The organism is Stenotrophomonas rhizophila (assembly GCF_020857975.1).
Taxonomy (GTDB): domain Bacteria; phylum Pseudomonadota; class Gammaproteobacteria; order Xanthomonadales; family Xanthomonadaceae; genus Stenotrophomonas; species Stenotrophomonas rhizophila_C.
Genome location: NZ_JACWUO010000008.1, coordinates 42,565 through 62,884, shown reverse-complemented (window position 1 = coordinate 62,884; position 20,320 = coordinate 42,565). Strand labels below are relative to the sequence as shown.

The 20,320-nt window shown below is 70.1% G+C and carries 8 protein-coding genes; 7 read left to right on the top strand and 1 reads right to left on the bottom strand.

Translation table 11 applies throughout. The features are described from left to right. The first annotated feature begins 9 nt into the window (after positions 1–9). Complete coding sequence (locus IC535_RS09790; protein ID WP_228886063.1) at positions 10–1,365, top strand: Gfo/Idh/MocA family protein; 1,356 nt, start codon at positions 10–12, stop codon at positions 1,363–1,365. A gap of 119 nt (positions 1,366–1,484) precedes the next feature. Next, positions 1,485–1,925, top strand: a complete 441-nt coding sequence (locus IC535_RS09785; protein WP_228886062.1) for a TonB C-terminal domain-containing protein — start codon at positions 1,485–1,487, stop codon at positions 1,923–1,925. Here the strand turns inward: IC535_RS09785 and IC535_RS09780 are convergent. Further along, positions 1,919–2,311 (bottom strand): hypothetical protein, encoded by a 393-nt coding sequence (locus IC535_RS09780; protein ID WP_228886061.1) that lies wholly within the window; start codon positions 2,309–2,311, stop codon positions 1,919–1,921. The two genes, IC535_RS09785 and IC535_RS09780, sit on opposite strands and share 7 nt — an antisense overlap. Before the next feature lie 122 nt (positions 2,312–2,433). Between IC535_RS09780 and IC535_RS09775 the strand changes: the two genes are divergently transcribed. From IC535_RS09775 to IC535_RS09755, 5 genes are all read left to right on the top strand, one after another. Next, a complete protein-coding gene (locus tag IC535_RS09775) occupies positions 2,434–3,132 on the top strand; it encodes a hypothetical protein (RefSeq protein WP_228886060.1) in 699 nt (232 codons plus the stop codon). A gap of 8 nt (positions 3,133–3,140) precedes the next feature. Then, entirely contained in the window at positions 3,141–3,662 is a 522-nt protein-coding gene (locus IC535_RS09770; protein ID WP_228886059.1) for an RNA polymerase sigma factor, read from the top strand. Further along, complete coding sequence (locus IC535_RS09765; RefSeq protein WP_228886058.1) at positions 3,659–4,678, top strand: FecR family protein; 1,020 nt, start codon at positions 3,659–3,661, stop codon at positions 4,676–4,678. Before IC535_RS09770 ends, IC535_RS09765 begins: the two co-directional genes overlap by 4 nt. Positions 4,679–4,935: 257 nt before the next feature. After that, the gene (locus IC535_RS09760) at positions 4,936–18,540 is read left to right on the top strand and encodes a filamentous haemagglutinin family protein (RefSeq protein WP_228886057.1); all 13,605 of its coding nucleotides are present in this window, start codon (positions 4,936–4,938) and stop codon (positions 18,538–18,540) included. Positions 18,541–18,687: 147 nt separating this feature from the next. Beyond that, positions 18,688–20,295 (top strand): ShlB/FhaC/HecB family hemolysin secretion/activation protein, encoded by a 1,608-nt coding sequence (locus IC535_RS09755; RefSeq protein ID WP_228886056.1) that lies wholly within the window; start codon positions 18,688–18,690, stop codon positions 20,293–20,295. Positions 20,296–20,320 lie beyond the last annotated feature (25 nt).

Here is a 20,320-nt window from a genome sequence, read left to right as displayed (position 1 = left end):
GTACTGTCCATGAAACGCAGAGAATTCATCGCCGCCAGCGCGGCCGTCGCCGCCAGCAGCCTGCTGCCGCAGACACCGGCCTGGGCGCGCGGACGCAAGGTGCGGCTGGGCCTGATCGGCACCGGCATGCGCGGCCAGGTATTGCTGAAGGAACTGGTCCGCCGCGACGATGTCGAGGTGGTGGCGCTGTGCGACATCGAACCGATCATGCTCAAGCGCGGCATGGAGATGGTCGCCAAGGCCGGCAAACCGGCGCCCAAGGCCTACGGCCAGGACGGCGACGTCAACGCCTGGAAGCGCCTGCTGGAACAGCGCGGCCTGGACGGGGTGATCATCGCCACGCCGTGGGAATACCACGCGCCGATGGCGATCGCAGCGATGCAGGCCAAGGTCGCGGTGGGCTGCGAAGTGGTCGCCGGCATTACCCTGCAGGACCATTGGGATGTGCTCAAGACCCAGCTGTCCACCGGCACCCCGTACATGCTGCTGGAAAACGTCTGCTACCGCCGCGATGTGATGGCCGCGCTGCAGATGGTGCGCCAAGGCCTGTTCGGCGAACTGGTGCACCTGCAGGCCGGCTACCAGCATGACCTGCGCGGGGTGAAGTTCAACTCCGGCGACCCCGGCCAGCCCTACGACAGCGGCGTGGAGTTCGGCGCCAAGGGCTGGTCCGAGGCGCGCTGGCGCACCGAACATTCGGTGCGGCGCAACGGCGAACTCTACCCCAGCCACGGCATCGGCCCGTGCGCGATGTATACCGGCATCAACCGCGGCAACCGCTTCACCCGCATCAACGCGTTCGCCAGCAAGGCGCGCGGGCTGCATGAGTACACCGTGGCCAAGAGCGGCGGCACCACCCATCCCAGCACCAAGGCCACCTTCAAGCTCGGCGACATCGTCACCACCACCCTGGCCTGCCAGAACGGCGAAACCATCCTGCTGCAGCACGACACCTCGCTGCCGCGCCCGTACTCGATGGGCTTCCGCGTGCAGGGCACCAAGGGCCTGTGGATGGACGTGAACCAGTCCATCCATATCGAAGGCCGCAGCCCGCCGCACAAGTGGGAACCGTTCCAGGCCTACCAGGACCAGTACGAACACCCGCTGTGGAAGCAGCACGCCGCCACCGCGGCCAGCGCCGGCCACGGCGGCATGGACTGGTTCGTCATCCATGCCTTCGTCGAAGCCTTGAAGGCCAGGGCGCCGATGCCGATCGACATCTACGATGCGGTCACCTGGAGCGCGATCACCCCGCTGTCCGAGCAGTCCATCGCCGGCGGTTTCCAGACCCTGGATTTCCCGGACTTCACCGCCGGGCTGTGGCAGCAGCGCAAGCCGATCTTCGCCTTCGACGGCCGCTACTGACTGCACGCCGCGGCGGTACCGGGCATAACCGGTGCCGCCGCGACGGCCGCCATCGTGCTGTCACCTGGCGTGCCCACAGTGGGCACCCACCGGCCGGTGGCCAACCCAGAGCAGTCCGTATGCATTCCTTTCCGTGGCGGCAGTGGCTGCTGCACCTGCGTGCCCGTTGGGCGCGCCCCCGCGCCTGGCTGATGCTGGGTGGGCTGGCCATCGCCGGCAGCGCCGTGTCCGCACCGGTGCCGGCCAGTTGGCTGGCCTATGCGCAGCAGGTTGGCGAGGTTCTGGGCCAGCGCCTGGCCGACGCCGAAGCGGCGCAGGCCGGCGATCTGCCGCCGCGTACGCAGGCCACCACGCTGGCGCTGAGTGTGTGGATTGCCGCCGATGGCCGCATCAGCGCACTGCGGCTGGATACGCCGGGCGACCGGCGCGCCGACACCGAAGCGGCGCTGCGCGCGGTGCTGCAGCGCGACCCCCTGCCGGCCGCGCCGCCGGCGGACATGCGCCAGCCGCTGCGGCTGTCGCTGTCGCTGCAACCGCCCGCCGCAGCGCCGGCTCAGTAACCCGGCCGCGGCGGCACCGGCACCGGCGGCGGTGCTGGCGCCGGGGCGGGGCGTTGTGGCCGGGTCGAGATGCCGAAGCTGTTGCCCATCCGTTGCTGGGTGGCGGCGCGGTGGGCCAGGCCCAGCGTGCTGGGAGCCTGGCGCACGCGTTGTTCCGATGCCGCGGCGGCCGGCGACGGCGCGGTGCTGTCGGCCGGCGCCAGCCGCCGGGCCAGGCACGCATAGTCGCGGATGCGTTCGCCATTGACCTCCAGCTCGATGCAGGCCGGCGCCGGCGTTGCCTGCGCGCCGTCCGGTGCCGCCACGGCGTGGCCGGGCAGCACCGCCAGGGCCACGGCGAGGGCGGCGTGCAGCGGTGGGGCATACAGGCAATCCGGGAAACGCATGGGTGTCACCGCTCTGCAATGAAGCCGCCCTAATGTGACCGGCTTGGCGTTGTGATGCTGGCGTGTCTTGCATGCAGTTTGATGACACTGGGCGCAGAACGGGGAGCAGGCCGAGTATGGTCGTGGCAGGCGTCGCATGCCGATGCCTGCGCGGCACCGCCTGGTTGCTGTGGCTGGCCGGGCTGCTGGTGGCAGGGGCGACCCACGCCGCCGACGGCACTGCGCCGGCCGCACCGCCACTGCATTTCGACATCCCCGCCCAGCCCTTGCCGCAGGCATTGCAACAGTACGGGGAAATCACCGGGGTCGCTGTGCTTAGTGACGCGGGGCTGCTGGGTGGGCTGCGCTCGGCGGCCATCGCCGGTCGTTATCACCAGAGGGAGGCCTTGCAGTTGATGCTGGTGGGTACCGGGCTTGCGCCCCGCTATGTCGATGCCGCTGCGGTGACCCTGGTCGCGGCGGAGGCAGCGGCTGCATTGCCCGCGTCGGCGCCGCCGGCGGCGAGCGTGCACGCCGGCACCGACCTGCAGCGGCGGCGTGCGGCGGTCATCCTCCAGCAATCGTTGGAGCGCGCCCTGTGCGGCACCTCATTGACCCGTCCCGGCAGCTACCGCGCGGCGCTGGCGGTGTGGCCGGAGGCCGGGCGCATCGCCCGCGCCGAACTGCTCAGCTCCAGCGGCGATGCACGGCGCGATGCGGCCATCGTCCAGCGCGTACAGGGCCTGCCGCTGGCAGGCCTGCCCGACGCGGTGGAATCGCCGGCGACGCTGCTGCTGTTGCCGCGCAGTGCCGATTCCACCCCACCGTGCCGGGGCCGTTGATGGCCGGTATGCGCGGGTTGCTGCTGGAGCACTACGAAGCCTTCCGTCGGCGCCTGCGCCGCCGCCTGGGTTCGGACGACCTGGCCCTGGATGCGCTGCAGGAGACCTGGCTGCGGGTGGAGCGGATGGGCGCGGCGCAGCCGCAGCGCAACCCGGTGGCCTATCTGTTCCGGATGGCGGTCAATGCCGCCTCCGACCAGCGCGCCGCGCAGGGCCGGGTATTGAGCGCGGTGGAAGTGGACGCGTTGATGGACGAAGGCGTGGACCATCTGGATCCGGCCGCGGTCGCCTTCGACCAGGCCCAGTTCGCCGCGCTGGCCGCTGCCTTGGATGAACTGCCGGCGCGCCAGCGCGCCATCCTGATCGCCGCCCGGATCGACCAACAACCGATCGACGCCATCGCCCATCAGCACGGGGTGTCGTCGCGGATGATCGGCAAGGACCTGAAGAAGGCGCTGCAGCATTGTGCCGGTCGCCTGGAGCGGCCGCTGGTGCAGCGTTTCGGTCCCGGCGCTGGAAAACCGTCATGACTGGTATGCCCAATCCTTCGCCTTCCCCGTTCCCCCCCGCGCTGCGCGAGCAGGCGCAGACATGGCTGCTGTGCCTGCAGTCCGGGCGCGCCACCGAAGCCGATGCCGAGGCGTTCCGGCGCTGGCGCGCGGCCGACCCGCAGCACGCCCGCGCATTCGCGCAGGCGCGCCAGCTGTGGCAGGCGCTGGGCCCGGCGCTGACGTCGGCACCGGCCGCCGCTGCGCCGGCACCGCTGGCCACGCCGCCGCCGGCACGACGCGGTGCCACCACGGCGCGGCCGCGCGCACGGGTCGATCTGCGCCGTCGCGCCTTCCTCGGCGGCGCGGTGGCCGCCGCCGCAGTAGGCTGGGTCGGCCTGCGTTCGCCATTGGGCCTGTGGCCGGAGTGGCAGGCGCTGGCCGCCGATTACCACACCGCCACCGGCGAGCGCCGCCAGCTGCAGATCCAGGGAGTGGCCGTTGAGATGGCCGCGCGTACCGCCCTGCGCCTGCCGGCAGACGGCAGCGCCGGCATCGAACTGCGCGAGGGCGAAGCCCAGTTTGACCTGGCTGCCGGCGGCGCGCCCGGGTTTGCCATCCACGCCGCCGGCGCGGTAGTCACCGCAGGCGATCCGGCGCGGGTCAACGTGCGCTGCATCGACGGCGACACCCGCGTCACCTGCCTGGCCGGCCAGGTACAGGTCCGCCGCGGCGACCGCACGGTGCGGCTGCAGCCGGGCATCCAGGCGCGGCTGGATGCCGACCGGATCACCTCGGTGGCGCCGGTGGCGGCCGAGCGGGTGGATGCGTGGCGGCAGGGCTGGCTGGTGTTCGACGACCAGCCGCTGGGCGAAGTGGTGGACGAGATCAACCGCTATCGCACCGGTCGCATCGTGATCACCGGCCAGGCCTTGGCGCAGCGCCGGGTGCAGGCGCGGATCCCGATCACGCGGATCGACAGCTTTGTCGAACTGGTGCGCGATGCCTATGGCGCGCGCGTGGTGAGCATGCCCGGTGGGGTGGTGCTGCTGGGCTGAGTGGCCGCCACCACAGCACAGGACGATGACAGCGTAGTGACAATCGCAGCGCCGATCGACGCGACGCCGCGTGCAGATGAATTTTTTGTTGCAGTGGTTCAGTCGCGTTCACCGACCACGGTCTTATCCCTCGTAACAAGCGCAACGCATTGCACTGCCACGCTCGCTCCTGCTGCCAGGGACCGGCGCCGCACCGCAGCGCGGTGACACGCGCTTGCCCTTATCAGCGAACGATATTGCGACGGGTGACAGCGATGGTGAAGCAGCAGAACGTACCGGTTGGCCATTCCAGCGCGCGCACGCCGCAGCTGCGGCCGCTGTCGCAGGCGATCGCGGTGATGCTGATGGCCAGCGGCATGGTGGCCGGGGTTCAGGCGCAGCAGGCCTTCAGCCCTGCCTGGTTCGCTGGCAAGGGCGCCCAGCAGCAGAACGCGGTGCAGAGCGGGCGATTGCCCAGCGGCATGCCGTCCAATCTGGACCGCACCGATGCGCAGGCGCAGAAGGCGCGCGAGACGCTCAAGACCTCGCTGGACAACCTCAACACCGCCGCGCAGGCCATCGCCATGCAGCAGCGCCTGCAGCAGACCGCGCGCGACGCCGCACGGCTGCGCGTCAGCCAGGTGCCCGACGGCCTGGGCCAGGGTGGCCTGAAGGTCGACGACGACGCGCTGACCCGGGGCTGGTCCAACGCCAGTGCGCCCACCCAGAGCAGCAAGGACGGCACTACCACGGTCAGCATCGCGCAGACTGGCGACAAGGCCATCCTCAACTGGGAAACCTTCAACGTCGGCCGCAACACCGTGGTCGATTTCGACCAGCAGGCCGGCTGGTCGCTGCTCAACCGGGTCAACGATCCGTCCGCGCGCCCCTCGCAGATCCTCGGCCGCATCCAGGGCCAGGGCACGGTGATGCTGGTCAACCGCAATGGCGTGGTGTTCGACGGCAGCAGCCAGGTCAACGTCAAGAACCTGGCCGCCGCCGCGGTCAACATCAGCGATGCGCAGTTCCGCAAGGGCATCTACAGCGATGCGCAGGGCAAGGGGTTCATCCCGACCTTCGGCAATGAACTGACCACCACCGCCAACAGCTTCGCCCATGGCGCGGCCACCGGCGATGTGGTGGTGGAACGGGGCGCGCAGATCACCACTGCCGTGCCGTCTTCAGTCACCGAAGGCGGTGGCTATGTGCTGCTGCTCGGCCGCCAGGTGCACAACCACGGCCAGATCGCCACCGCCAACGGCCAGACCCTGCTGGCCGCCGGCGATGCGTTCGTGATCCGCAAGGGCATGGGCACTGAGCAGAACCAGACCTCCACTACCCGCGGCAACGTGGTCACCACGCTGCGCGGCACGGCGGCCAGCGCCGACACCGGCGTGGTCGACAATACCGGCCTGGTCCAGGCCGCCACCGGCGACATCACCCTGGCCGGCCATGACGTGCGCCAGCAGGGTGCGCTGATCTCGACCAGCTCGGTGCACACCCGCGGCACCGTGCACCTGCAGAACGAACGCGCCGATAGCACCGGCAGCATCCTGCTGGATCGCAACAGCACCACCGCGATCGTGCTCGATGCCAGCGCCACCACCGCGCTGGATGTCCAGCGCGAAACGCTGGTGCAGGAGTCGGACAAGGTCGGCGACGGTATCGCCCATCGCCGCGACCAGTCGCTGGTGCAGATCGGCACCGGCGGCAAGGTGGCCTTCGAAGACGGCAGCCTGACCCTGGCCACTGGCGGGCAGATCTTCGTCGACGCCGCCGACAGCGAGGTCCGCCAGGGCGCCCGCCTGGACGTGGCCGGCTATGTCGGGGTCAAGATCGCGATGGAGGCCAACAACGTCCAGATCAACGTGCAGGGCAACGAACAGCGGGACGCCCCGCTCAACCGCGACGACAAGTCGCTCAACAGCCGGAACATCTGGCTGGACCGGCGCGATCTGGTGCTGGTGCCGGCCGGCACCAACGGCTATGAGGCCGACCGCTGGTATACCGCCGGCGGCCTGCTGGAAGTGGGTGGTTACCTGGGCGTGACCGGCCATGGCATCGGCGAGTGGTCGGCGCAGGGCGGCACGGTGCAGTTCAGCGGCGGCAACCTGGTCACCCAGCGCGGCTCCAGCATCAATCTGTCCGGCGGCGCACTGGATGTGCAGACCGGCTACGTCAACCTGACCCATCTCAAAGGTGCGGACGGCAAGCTGTACAACGCCTCCACCGCACCGGGCGATCTGCGCTACAGCGGCCTGTACCGCGGGTTTGAAGATACCCACGCGCGCTGGGGCAATACCGAGTTCTACTACAACCCGCTGATCGCCCCGCAGCGCAGGCTGGAGAACGGCTACACCGTGGGCCGCGACGCCGGCCGGCTGATCGTCGCCACCGGACAGGCGCAGCTGCAGGGCGAAGTGGCAACGACCACCTTCCAGGGCGACCGCCAGCAACGCGCCCGCGATGCCGCACTGGATGGCTACCAGCAGGGGCAGACCAGCGTCGCCCGCCAGGGCCAGCTGGTGGTCGGCAGCTACCAGCCGTTCTACGACAAGGACAGCGGCCAGCAGCGCTTCAGCCCCGGCGCCCTGGCCGAGCGTGTCTCCATCGGAGGCGATCCCGCCAGCGCCTCCGGTAGCGGCGGGATCGGCCTGGACGCGGCCTGGCTCAACGCGCAGCGCTTCGGTGGCGTGGAGGTATACGCGCACGCCGGCATCGATGTGAACCAGGCGCTGGAAGTTGCGCCGGGCGGCACGATCGCCCTGCATGCCAGCGACGTGCGCATCGACGCCGATCTGCGCGCACGTGGCGGCAGCATCGCACTGGGCGACATGGTCGTGCAGCACACCACCGGTGGCGTCCAGTGGCAGGACCTGCCGATCAGTGCGCGCCCCGGCGACACCTTGCTGCACCAGGTGCTGGTCGGCGATGACGTCACCCTCGATACGCGCGGCCTGTGGACCAACCAATGGCAGGATCCGGCGCTCATCGCCGGGTTGCCGTTCGTCGACGGTGGCAGCGTTGCACTGCGCAGCACCGGCAACGTGACCCTGGGCAAAGGCAGCGTGATCGACGTTTCCTCGGGCGCGGCGATGGGCGCCGATGGCGACGTGGCCGGCGGCGAGGGCGGCAGCGTCACCCTGGCCGCCGGGCAGAACATGGGCAGCGGCGTGCTGTCGCTGGATGGCAGCGTACGCGCCTACGGCGTCAAGGGCGGCGGCACCCTCAACATCGAGAACGGCACACTGGTCAGCATCGGCGGCGACGTGCCCGATGCGATCGAGCACCTGGCCGCCGGCCAGGCCAACACGCTGCCGGTACGTCTGGCAGCCGACGTCACCATCCAGCCCGGCGACGTGATTCCGCTGAGCTTCTCCATCACCGTCACTCACGTGGCCGGCGGCAAACCGATGCCGGCCACGGTCCGCCCCGACGTCAGCAGCACCAAGCCGGTCACCACCCGGGCACCGTGGGTGTTGCCGGTCGCCGTGCAGCTGGCCGACAACGGGCCGTCCAAGGGCCCCGGCGAGATCCTGCCGGCCGGCACCACCCTGTGGACCATCTCCGACCTTCCGGCCGGCTATGTGCTGCCAGCCGCGGTGTTCCCGTCGGGGCTGCCGATCCCCCCGCAGACGTCCCGTTACGTCGCAGGCACCGTGGCCAGCGCCGCAGTCACCGTGCCGGCCGGCACCCGCCTGCCGGTCGGCACGGTGTGGCAGCGCGAGGTCCCCGTACAGTCGTTCCTGGCGCTGGATACCGGCCTGTTCCAGAGCGGCTTCAAGCAGTACAACGTGGTCGGCCGCGATGGCGTAACGGTAGTGGAAGGCACGCACCTGGATGTGGCGATGCCGCTGCTGCAGGTCGACCTCGCTGCCGCGCGCGCGCTGGCGACCGGTGCCGATCCCGACGGTGCGCTGTCGGCGTGGCTGCCGGCGCTGCAACAGGACGATCAGAAAAGCGGCGACGTCACCCTGCGCAAGGGCGCCGGACTGTCATTGACCGCCGGAACGGCGCAGAACGCGGCCGATCTGGAGATCGGCGCGAACAGCCGGATCAACGTCGATCCCGGCCAGGCCATCAGCCTGACCGGCAACGCCCAGATCACCCTCGACGGTGCCCTGCAGGCACGCGGCGGACGCATCACGGTACTCGGCGGCGACCTCGGCGAAGGCAACCTGCTCAACCGCCCCAACGGCCTGCCGAACGCGCGCTCGATCTGGATCGGTGAGCAGGCCGTGCTGGATGTGTCCGGCACGGCCCATACCGCGCTGGATGAAAAGGGCGGCCGGCATGGCCAGGTGCTGGATGGCGGCACGATTGAAATCGGCGCGCGACACGATCTGGCATCGCGCGACATCAATGCCATCGATGCGTTCGTGGTGGTGCGCGAGGGCGCGCGCCTGGATGCCTCCGGCGCGCAGGCCACGCTCGACCTGCCCGGTCTCGGGCAGACCAACGTGGCCAGCCATGGCGGCGTGATCGCGTTGAGCGCCAGCAATGGCCTGTTCGTCGACGGCAGCCTGCGTGCCGTCGCCGGCGGCAGCGGCGCGCGCGGTGGCACGCTGGCGCTGAACCTGGAAACGCCGATCTATGGCCAGGTCGACCGCTGGAGCGGCAAGGGCGCCGAGGTGGACGATGGCGTGCGCGTCCCGCGCGAGCTGGTGATTGAACAGCACTACAGTGGCAGCGGCCTGGGCGCGGACGTGGTCGCCGGTGAGTTGGACCCGACCCTGGCCTACGGCAAGGCCCGCTACGGCGTGGATGCCATCACCGCCGGTGGTTTCGATACCGCCTCGTTGTACGTCAATGGCCTGCTCGATTTCGATGGCAGCGTGGACCTGCGCATGGGCCAGGCGCTGTACCTGACCGCCAGTTCGCTGGGCCTGGCAACCGACGCCGCGCGCGACAGCCAGGTGCAGCTGGCCGCGCCATACCTGCGCCTGGCCGGCACGGCCCGCCGCCAGCCTGATAACACCATCATGCCCAACCCGATCACCGGCTCGAGCAACACCGGCCCGGCGGCGGGATCCAAAGGCGTGGCGGCGCTCGCCGACGATGCGTCGATCACCCTTGCCGGCAGCCTGGTCGACCTGGTTGGTGCGGTCGGCTTCGGTGCACGCGGCGAGATCGTGCAGAACGCGGACAACCCGCTGCTGGTCGAACGCGATGCGTTCGGCACGGTGCGCATCGAAAGCCAGGGCGACCTGCGCCTGCGCGCGGCCGATCTGTACTCCCCCGGCGACACCACCCTGGCGGCCGCGCAGATCTACGGCAGCGGCAACGTCACGGTAGGCCTGCGCAACACGCTGAACGAGTGGGGCGCACCGAGCATCGGGCTGGACCCGGACCGCGTGCTGGATATCCAGCGCATCGGCAGCGCGCTGCCTGCGCAGCCGTACAGCGTATTCGGCGCCATGAGCTTCGCTGCGGCCACCATCAACCAGGGCGGCGTGCTGCGCGCGCCGCTGGGCAGCATCACCCTGGGCCGCGCCGACGGCAGCGGTTACACCGGCGTGGTCAACCTGCTGCCCGGCAGTGTCACCTCGGTCAGCGCCAATGGTCTGGTCATGCCCTACGGCGGCACCGTGGATGGCCTGGTCTACAACTACGATGGCGTGGACGTGGACTACCAGGGCGTCGGCGGCGAACCGAAGGTGGAGTTCCGCTCGCATGCGGTGAACGCCCAGCCCGGTGCGGTGCTGGACCTGTCCGGTGGCGGCGAGCTGACCGGTGCGGCCTTCCTGTCCGGCCGCGGCGGGTCCACCGATGCCCGCCTGAACCCGCTGGTGCAGATGGGCCGCGACGGCTTCACCCTGCCGGGCCTGTCCACCAACCCGGTGTATGCCATCGTGCCGGGCGTGCAGGCCGGGCAGGCGCCGATCGGCGCCGAACACGGCGCCGGCGATCCGGCCATCGGCCAGCAGATCACTATCGGCGCCGGCATTCCCGGGCTGCCGGCCGGCACCTATACGCTGCTGCCCTCCAACTATGCGCTGCTGCCGGGCGCGTTCCGGGTGGAACGCAACGGCCTTGCCGGCAGCGCGGCCTCGTTCGGCACCACCCAGGCGATGCGCAACGGTTCGTGGAGCACCTCGGCGCGCCAGGGCGTTGCCAACACCGGCAGCAGCGATGTGCTGCCTACGCAGTGGCTGGTGACGGCCGCCGACACCCTGCGTACGTACTCGCAGTACAACGAAACCAGCTACGCCAACTTCGCGCTGCAGCAGGCCGCGCGCGAAGGTGCACCACGCCCGCTGCTGGAGCGTGACGCCAAGGCGGTCAACTTCATGGTGACCAACCCCAGCCTGGCCGGTTCGCTGGAGTTGCCGTCGCTGCAGTTCAACGCCTCGGTGCTGGATGCACCCGGCGCGGCCGGTACCGGTTCGGTGGCGCGCCTGCTCAACGCCGCCGATTACGAGATCCTGGCCGACGGCAGCCAGCCAACCGAGGACTTCGCCGGTATCTCCGTGCATGCCAGCGAGCTGAACCGCATCGGCGCGGCGCGCCTGGAAATCGGTGGGCGCCTGCGCAGCACCTACAGCAACCCCACCACCGGCTCGCTGCAGTCGGCCAACGTGATCACCATCGACGGCAGCGCGGGCAGCAACAGCATCGTGTTGCGTGCCGGGGCGCAGTTGCAGGCCGCCGACGTGTTCCTGATGACCGGCCGCCAGGCCGGCGGCATCACCCTGGAGCAGGGCGCGGGCATCAACACCCTGGGCCAGGGCGCCGCTGCATACGACGCCACCCAGGGCTACATCTATGCGCCGGGCCGCAACGCCCTGCTGGCGGTGTCCAACGGCCAGATCAACCTGCTGGCGCCGGAAGCGCCCGACAGCCAGGGCAACGGCGCCGGCACGATCGAGATCGGCGCGTGCGCGATCACCACCGGCTGCGCGGGCACCACCCGCCTGTACTCCGAAGGCACCATCGCCACCGCCACCGACAACCGCTTCGTGCTCGGCGATGCGGTGCGCTACGGCACCCGCAACCTGTCCCTGGCCGTGGGCGGCATCAACGTCGGCAGTGCGGCGTCGATCGCAGAGGCCACCGCGCGCGGCACGTTGCCGGCCGGCATGACGCTCAACCAGGACGTGCTCGGCCGACTGTTGCTGGGCGACACCAGCGTCGGTGCGCCGGCGCTGGAAGCGCTGTCGTTGACCGCCCGCGAATCGGTCAACTTCTATGGCGATGTATCGCTGTCCACCTATGATGCGGTCACCGGCAAGTCGGCGTTGCAGCAGCTGGTACTGGGCACGCCGGCGATCTACGGGCATGGCGACGCCGATGCCGTGGCCCGCATCCATACCGACACCCTGATCTGGAGCGGCGCGCTTGCACCGGCCGGCAGCATCGTCGCCGATGGCCCCGGCACCGGTCACGGCCAGCTGGTGGTGGATGCCCGCGATATCGTGTTCGGCTATGGCCCGCGCACCCAGCCCGATACCGTGCGCGCGCAGGATCGCCTGGCGCTGGGCTTTGCCGGCGTGCACCTCAATGCCAGCGGCCGGGTAACCGCCAACCAGAAGGGCAGCCTGAGCGTCTTCGAGACCCAGGGTGCCTGGAACGCAGATACCAAGACCTACGCCCGTAGCGGCGGCGAACTGTTCATCAGCACCCCGCTGCTGACCGGCGCCGCCGGGTCGGTCAACACCATCACTGCGGGCGGCAACCTGCATGTGACCGGCAATAGCGCCGCCGCCACGCCCGACAACGCCACCCTGGCCGCCGCGCTCGGCGCTGAAATCGCGCTGGACAGCCGTAGCGGCAACCTGCTGCTGGATACCACCGTATTGCTGCCCAGCGGCAAGCTCGGTCTGGCTGCGCAGGGCGAGGTACGCCTGGCCGATGGCGCGCAGCTGGACCTGGGCGGCCGCCGCATCGACTTCTTCGACACCGCCAAGTACAGCTGGGGCGGCGACGTGCTGATCGACAGCCGGCAGGGCGACGTGCGCCAGGACAGCGGCGCGAAGATCAACCTGGCCGCGCAGAACAACCGTGCCGGCACCTTCACCGCGCACGCCGCGGCAGGCAGCATCGACCTGGCCGGCCAGCTGCTGGGCAGCAGCAGCGGGCACTACGACGCCGGCGGCACCGAGGTGCCCTACGCCGCAGGCCGCATCGACCTGCACGGCCAGGCCATCAACGACTTCAGTGCGCTCAACACGCGCCTGACCCGTGACGGCGTCACCGGCGGGCGCAGCTTCCGCATCGGCCAGGGCGACCTGGCGCTGGGCGACGAAGTGGTGGCGCGTGAGGTGAACATCGCGCTGGACAACGGCCAGCTCATGGTCAACGGCACCATCGACGCCAGTGGCGAACAGGCCGGCAGCATCCGTCTGGCCGCGCGCAACGGGGTCGCCTTGGGCAGCGCGGCCGTGCTGGATGCCAGCGCGAGCGTGCTGCGCCGCGACAGCTACGGTGTGGCGATCGATGCACCCAACCGCGCCAGCATCGAGATCGATTCGGGCAGCGGCACCTTGTCCATCGCCAGCGGCGCACGCATGGACCTGCGCGTGGCCGGCAGCAGCAGGAACGTCGGCACGGTGGCACTGAACGCGCCGCGCGTGGGTGGCGATGACGTGGCGATCCAGGCCGGTGGCCCAATCACCATCGACGGCGCCAGGACGATCCAGCTCAATGCCTTCATCACCGACAACACCGCCGCGCCAGGTACCGAGGCCAGTACGGACGGTGAAAGCTACCAGGTCATCGACCAGGCATACCTGGACCGCCTGCACACGCGGAGCATCACCTTCATCGATGCCGCACTGGCCAACAGCGCGCTGGTCGACAACCGCCTGGCTGGCCTGCGCCGCTACGGCGATGCGTTCCACCTGCGCCCGGGGGTGGAAGTGGTGGCCGACCTGGCGCTGAATGCGGACGGCAACCTGCACGTGGATGGCGACCTGGACCTGTCCGCGCACCGTTACGCCAGCCTCAACCCCGGCAGCCAGCGCAGCAGCGCGCGCGGCTCCGGTGAGGCCGGTGCGCTGGTGCTGCGCGCGCAGGGCGACCTGGACGTGTTCGGCAGCATCAGCGATGGCTTCGACGGCAGCCGCCTGGGCACCACCTTCGATGACAATGGCTGGTACCTCACCGCCGGCCGGCAGCTGTTCGGCAGCGACGTGGTGGTGCCGCATGGCGGCCTGGTCACGCTGGCCGCCGGCACCGTGTTCAACTCGGGCAAGGTGCTCAACTACGCCCTGCCCATCGGTGACATGCAGATGGCCGCCGGTACCCTGTTGCCGGCCGAGGCCAGCCTGGCGCTGCCATTGGCGCTGGCCAAGGGCACCGTGCTGGGCGCGGCGGTCCATGACGCCGACGGTGCGCTGCTGTATGCGGCCGGCACCGTGCTGGCCGATGCGGTGACCCTGCCGCAGGGCGCGCGCCTGTCGGCTGGCCTGCGCCTGCCGCTGGCCGCCCGCATCGCGGCGATGACCTGGCCGGCCGGCGTGGCCTTGCCGGCATCGCCGCTCAACAATCTGGTCACCCTGGCCGCGGATCTGGGCCTGGCCAAGGGCGCCTTCATTCCCAGCGACACCGAGGTCAAGCTGCCGGGCGACGCCACCACGGTGAACCTGCGGCCCACCGATGCCGATGGCAACCAGGGCCGCGTCTGGGCGCTGGCGCCGATGCTGGCCGCCGGTTCGCAGTCGTGGGACATCAGCCTGGTGGCCGGCGCCGACGTGGCCGCTGCCGATCGCCTGACCGTGGACCGGGCCGGTACCGGCAGCCTGCGCCTGTCCGATCCGCATTATGGCCAGGGCGGTGCGGTGGTCGAGATCCCCGGCTCCGGCTCGCCGGCGACGTACCTGTGGGGGGACGTCGCCGCGTTCGAACAGTTGGTGCGGGACTTCTTCGGCGATTACCTCCTGAGCTTTGTGCCGACTGCGGGTGCCGCGTTCAACGACGATCAGATCGCCGAGATGATGCTGTGGGGTCTGGTCTGGGATGGTCCGGCAAACCTCAACGATCATGGTTATGGAGACTTGGCCGCCCTCGACGCGCCGGCCGTTCCGCCGGACACCGAGTTCAGGAAACTGCCGGGCCGGGAACAGCTGCCCAGCGTGGTGCGTACCGGTACCGGCGACCTGCGCCTGGTGGCCGGCGCCGACATCGCCACCACCTCGCTGTACGGCGTGTACACCGCCGGCACGCCGTCGGCCAGCCTGGCTGTGGGCGGCAGCGATGCCTACAACCAACCGCGTGCGGTCATGGTTCCCGATGTTTTCAACCCGATCGGCAACAGTGTGCTCGGTGATGAGGGTGCCGCGTTCGAGCATCTTGTCGACGGCGGCAGTCAGAGCCTGTACCAGGCGTGGTATCCCGACGCGGGCGGCAACCTGCTGCTGCGCGCCGGCGGCGACATCCTCGGCGACAGCCTGGGCCGTAAGCCCAACAGCATCCGTACCGAAACGCTGGGCCTGGCGACCGCGCGCCTGACCCCGACCGGCTCGGTCGGCAACTGGCTGTGGCGCCAGGGCAGCGGCAGCGTCGAAACCGGCACCGATGCCGTCCCGACGGCCTGGTGGATCAACTTCGGCACCTATGTGGCAGCGCCGGGCGGGTCCAACGACTACAACAACTTCGTCAACATGCCGCGGCTGGTGGGCTTCACCGGCTTCGGCACGCTCGGCGGCGGCAACCTGGTGCTGGAAAGCGGTGGCGACGCCGGCATGCTGCAGGGCCGTGGCGACCACGGCAGCCACTACCTGGCGCGCAGCGCCGGCCTGAATCTGGCCGTGGCCAGCACCGGGCGGATGACCGCCAGTGGCGAGCTGGTCCAGACCGGCGGCGGCGACCTGGACATCCGCATCGGCGGTGGCCTCAACGCCGACCCGGCGTTGCGCTCGTTCACCGGCAGCAACGCCGCGCCGGAGGCCAATGTGATTACCGCCAACGACGCACACCGGCTGGAACTCAACGGCAGCTTCACCAACCTGCGCGGTGCGCTCCGCCTGCAGGCGGGCAATGTGGGTGGCGTCGAGCTGCGTTACGGCGCACGCCAGGATGCCAAGGAATCGCGCCCCTACGACATGTACACCGCCACTGCGGCCACCTCGGCCGGTGGCCCGGTGCTGGTGCTCGGCGATGCCGGCGCACGCCTGGACGCGCGCGGCGATCTGGTGCTGGGTACCGTCACCGATCCGGGGCGGGTCGGCCAGTACAACGGCGGTACGCCGTTCACTGCCAATGGCGTGCACTACGCCGATGGTGGCTGGAGCTGGTTCTCGCTGTGGACACCGTCCACCGGCGTGGACCTGTTCGCCGCCGGTGGCAACCTGACCCCGACCATGGCCATGCTCGACGGTGGCATCCGTACCGATGGCCAGGCCACCGACGGTAACCATGTGTATCCCTCGATCCTGCGCGCGGTGGCCACCAGTGGCAGCATCTACTATGGCAAGGCGCGCACCGCGACAACGGCCGGCACCAACAACGAGGACTTCGTCGCTGGCGTGGTGCTGGCGCCTTCGCCGGTGAACGAGCGGTTCGCGGCCGTCGGCACCGGCCAGCTGGAACTGCTGGCCGCCGGTTCGATCTACGCCAACGGCACCGGCTTTGGCACCTCCGGCGCCGACCCGACCGCCTTGCCCAATCCGTGGAATCCCGGCTTCGTCGGCCTGGCCGGCACCAATTGGTATGGCCGCCAGTTCCTGCACAACGTAAGCCCCGATGCATTGGCGCCGAGCGTCCTGCTGAGCGGCGTCTTCGCCAGCGGGTCAGCGCAGCGCTACCCGCTGTTCGCCTTCACCGCGCCCACCGCGTCGGGGTACGTGCATGTCGGCCAGTCACCGTCGCGCTACTACGCCGTCCACGGGGATCTGGTCGGGCTGCGCACCGGCAGCGTGGTCGACACCCGCTACGACGAACTCACCAACGGCATCGTGATCACTACCGACAGCACCTGGTATGACGGCGGTGGCGCGGTCGCCATCCGCGCCGGCCGCGATATCGTCAACTCGGGCACGCCGCTGGGGGCGTTGGACAACGTGGGCGTCATCTATGGCAACGCCGATGGGGCGCTGGGTTGGATGGGTACCATCAATCGCGGCGACCCTGCCGCCGAGCCCAAGCCCACGGCGATTCAAATCGGTACCGCGCGCGGCAACCTGGTCGTGCACACCAGTGCCGACGATGTGTCGGTGGTGCAGGCCGGGCGGGATATCCGTTTCAGCACGTTCTACGTCGCCGGTCCCGGCCTGCTCGACATCAGCGCCGGCCGCGACATGTACATGGCCGACAAGGGTGAGCTGCGCAGCCTGGGGCCCGTCGCCGGCATCACGCCCGGCGATCGCGGCAGCGGTGCCAGCATCGCGGTGGCGGCCGGCCTGGGCCGTCACGGCGCGGATTGGAACGCCTTCGCCGCGCGCTACCTGGATGCGGCCAACCTGGCCGATCCCAACCGCGCGCTGGGCGAGCAGGACGGCAAGGTCGTGCGTGTCTATGGCGGCGCGACGTCACTGGCGCAATGGCTGCAGGCGCAGTTCGGTTATGGCGGCGATGAGGCCGGTGCTGCTGCGTTCCTGGCGCAACAGCAGCAGGCGCTGGACCAGGCCCATGCGGCTGCGGTGGCCAGCGGCGGCGCGGCTGTCAGCCGTGACCTGGCCGGTGAGTTCAAGCAGGAAAGCCAGCTGCACCTGGTCAACTGGCTGACCGGCCGTTTTGGCGGAGCCAACGGCCGCGGCCTGCACTTCGATGCCGCCAGCATGGACGCACAGGCCTTCTTCGCCGCGTTGCCGACCGAACAGCAGAGCGCGTTCCTGCGCAATGTGTACTACGCCGAACTCAAGGCCGCCGGGCGTGAGTACACCGCGGTCGACGGGCCGCGCGAAGGCAGCTACCTGCGCGGCCGCGAGGCGATCGCCACGCTGCTGCCGGCCAAGGATGCCAAGGGCGGCGAGATCGCCTACCAGGGCGACCTGACGATGTTCAGCAGTGCGCTGTACTACGAAGGCGTCAGCGAGACGGCCGCCACCCGCCGCCCGAAACCGGGCCAGACCTACCTGTCCGAAGCGGAGTGGATCGCCGCCGGGCGTCCCAGCACCGGGGTGCGCTACTACCTCGTCAACGACGCCGGCATCCACACCGATTTCGGTGGCGACATCCACCTGCTGGTACCCGGCGGCCGCGCGCTGGTGGGCGTGGATGGCGGCTTCCTGCCCGGCGCCGGCTCCGGCGTGCTGACCCAGGGCGAGGGCGACATCAACATCTACTCGCGCGGCAGCCTGCTGCTCGGCCAGAGCCGCGTCTTCACCACCTTCGGCGGCGACATCCTGGCCTGGTCGGCCGAGGGCGACATCAACGCCGGCCGCGGCAGCAAGACCACGGTGGTCTACACCCCGCAGCGTCGCGTCTACGACAGCGTCGGCAACGTCGCGCTGTCGCCGAACACGCCCAACACCGGTGCCGGCATCGCCACCCTCAATCCGATCGCCGAAGTACCGCCGGGCGATATCGACCTGATCGCGCCGCTGGGCACCATCGATGCGGGCGAAGCCGGTATCCGCGTGTCGGGCAACGTCAACCTGGCCGCGCTGCAGGTGCTCAACGCCGACAACATCCAGGTGCAGGGCAAGGCCACCGGCATCCCGCTGATCGCCGCGGTCAACGTCAGCGCCTTGACCTCGGCCAGCGCGGCGGCCAACAGCGCCGTGCAGGCCGCCCAGGACATGGTCAAACGGCAGACCCAGCAGGCCCAGCCGTCCACCATCAGCGTGCAGGTGCTTGGCTTCGGCGAACAGACCAGCAGCGTCGCGCCAAGCAAGGCCGATGACCGCTACGACCCCGACAGCGTGGTGCAGGTGGTGGGCATGGGCGAGTTGAATGCCGAGCAGCGCGCCCGCCTGTCCAGCGCCGCGGCGGCACGGCAATGAGTGCGGCGCCGCTCGCGCCGCCGCGCCTGCCGTGCAGTTGCCGCGTGCGTGCAACGCCGCTGTTATCCCCGTTGCGCACCATCGCGGTGATCGCGCAGGTGCCGCGGTGAACCGGTTCCTTCCACTTTCCGCATCGAGAAGCCACTGATGTCCCCACTTTTCCCGGCGCTGGCCTGGGCCTGCCTGCCGCTGTGCCTGTCGTGCGCGATCGCCACGGCGGCCGCGCAGGACGCCCCTGCGCAAGCCGCGTCGCCGGCGGCCAGCGCCGCACGCGTCAACATCAACGAGTACCTGGTGCGCGGCAACACTGTGCTGGATGCACGCGAGATCGAACGGGCGGTGTCCGACCACCTGGGCCCGGACCGTACCCTGCAGGACGTGGAGGCCGCGCGCGCGGCGCTGCAGGCCGCCTACCAGGGCAAGGGCTATCAGTCGGTCTACGTCGACCTGCCCGAACAGCAGGTCAGCGGCGGAGTGGTGATCCTGCAGGTCACCGAAACCCGCATCGGCCAGGTCAGGGTGGTCGGTGCGCAGCACAACGACCCGGCCCGGCTGGGCGCGCGCGTGCCGGCGCTGCAGGCCGGGGTGGTGCCCGATTTCGAGCGCGCCCAACAGCAGCTGACCGCGCTCAACCGCGGCGGCAAGCGCCAGGTGGTGCCGCTGGTCAAGCAGGGCACCGCCGAAGGCACCATGGACGTGGAACTCAAGGTCGAGGACAAATCGCCGTGGCGCTACAGCGCTTCGCTCAACAACGACCACAGCGCCGACACCGAGCCGCTGCGCAGCATCGCCACCATCGGCCACGACAACCTCTGGCAGAAGGAGCACACCGCCTCGCTGACCTTCTTCGCCGCGCCGCAGGACCTGGACCAGGCCAATGTCTGGTCGGCCGCCTACGGCCTGCCGCTGGCCGGCCCGGACTGGATGCTGGACTTCTCCGGCTACCGTTCCGACAGCAACGTGGTCTCCAGCGGGCAGACCAACGTCACCGGCAAGGGCCATGCGCTGGGCGTCAAGCTCACCCACAGCCTGCCGATGACCGGCGCCTGGTGGCACCAGCTGTCGATCGGGGTGGATTTCAAGGACCTGGACGAGTCGGTGGCGATGGTCGGCCAGGCCTCGGATTTCGCCCCGCTCAAGTACGCCCCGTTGACCCTGGCCTACAGCGGTTTCCGCCAGGGTGAACAGCACCAGTTGAGCGTGGCGCTGCAGGCCGTGTTCGGCGCGCGCAGCCTGTTCGGCTATGGCAGCAGCGACGATGAGTTCGACTGGAAGCGCGCCTATGCCGATCCCAGTTTCTTCACCGTCAAGGTCGACCTCAGCGACACCTACACGCTGTCCAGCGGCGCGCAGTGGTTCGCGCGGCTGTCGGCGCAGATCACCGACCAGCCGCTGGTATCGGGCGAACAGTTCGCCGCCGGTGGCATGTACACCACCCGCGGCTACCGCTCGGCCGAAGGCATCGGCGACTACGGCGCGTTGGCCACGCTGGAATGGCGCACCCGCCCGCTGGGCTGGTGGGGCCTGCAGGACTGGCGCCTGTACGGCTTCATCGACGGCGCCTGGCTGGGCCTGCGCCGGCCCCTGCCCGAACAGGCCGACAGCGCGCGGATGAGCGCCATCGGCCTGGGCAGCAGCCTGCGCATCGGCGAGCACTACAACCTGCGCCTGGACTACGGCCACTCGCTCAGCGACGGCCCGACCACCACCAAGGGCGCCAACCGCCTGCACCTGAGCGTCGGCGCCAGCTACTGAGCCCGAGCTTCCACGCCTTCCCCGG

What these genes read in the sequence shown, in the direction of transcription:
- IC535_RS09790 (WP_228886063.1), top strand. Translation starts at nt 10, where the DNA reads ATGAAACGCAGAGAATTCATCGCCGCCAGCGCGGCCGTCGCCGCCAGC.
- IC535_RS09785 (WP_228886062.1), top strand. Translation starts at nt 1,485, where the DNA reads ATGCATTCCTTTCCGTGGCGGCAGTGGCTGCTGCACCTGCGTGCCCGT.
- IC535_RS09780 (WP_228886061.1), bottom strand. Translation starts at nt 2,311, where the DNA reads ATGCGTTTCCCGGATTGCCTGTATGCCCCACCGCTGCACGCCGCCCTC.
- IC535_RS09770 (WP_228886059.1), top strand. Translation starts at nt 3,141, where the DNA reads ATGCGCGGGTTGCTGCTGGAGCACTACGAAGCCTTCCGTCGGCGCCTG.
- IC535_RS09765 (WP_228886058.1), top strand. Translation starts at nt 3,659, where the DNA reads ATGACTGGTATGCCCAATCCTTCGCCTTCCCCGTTCCCCCCCGCGCTG.
- IC535_RS09755 (WP_228886056.1), top strand. Translation starts at nt 18,688, where the DNA reads ATGTCCCCACTTTTCCCGGCGCTGGCCTGGGCCTGCCTGCCGCTGTGC.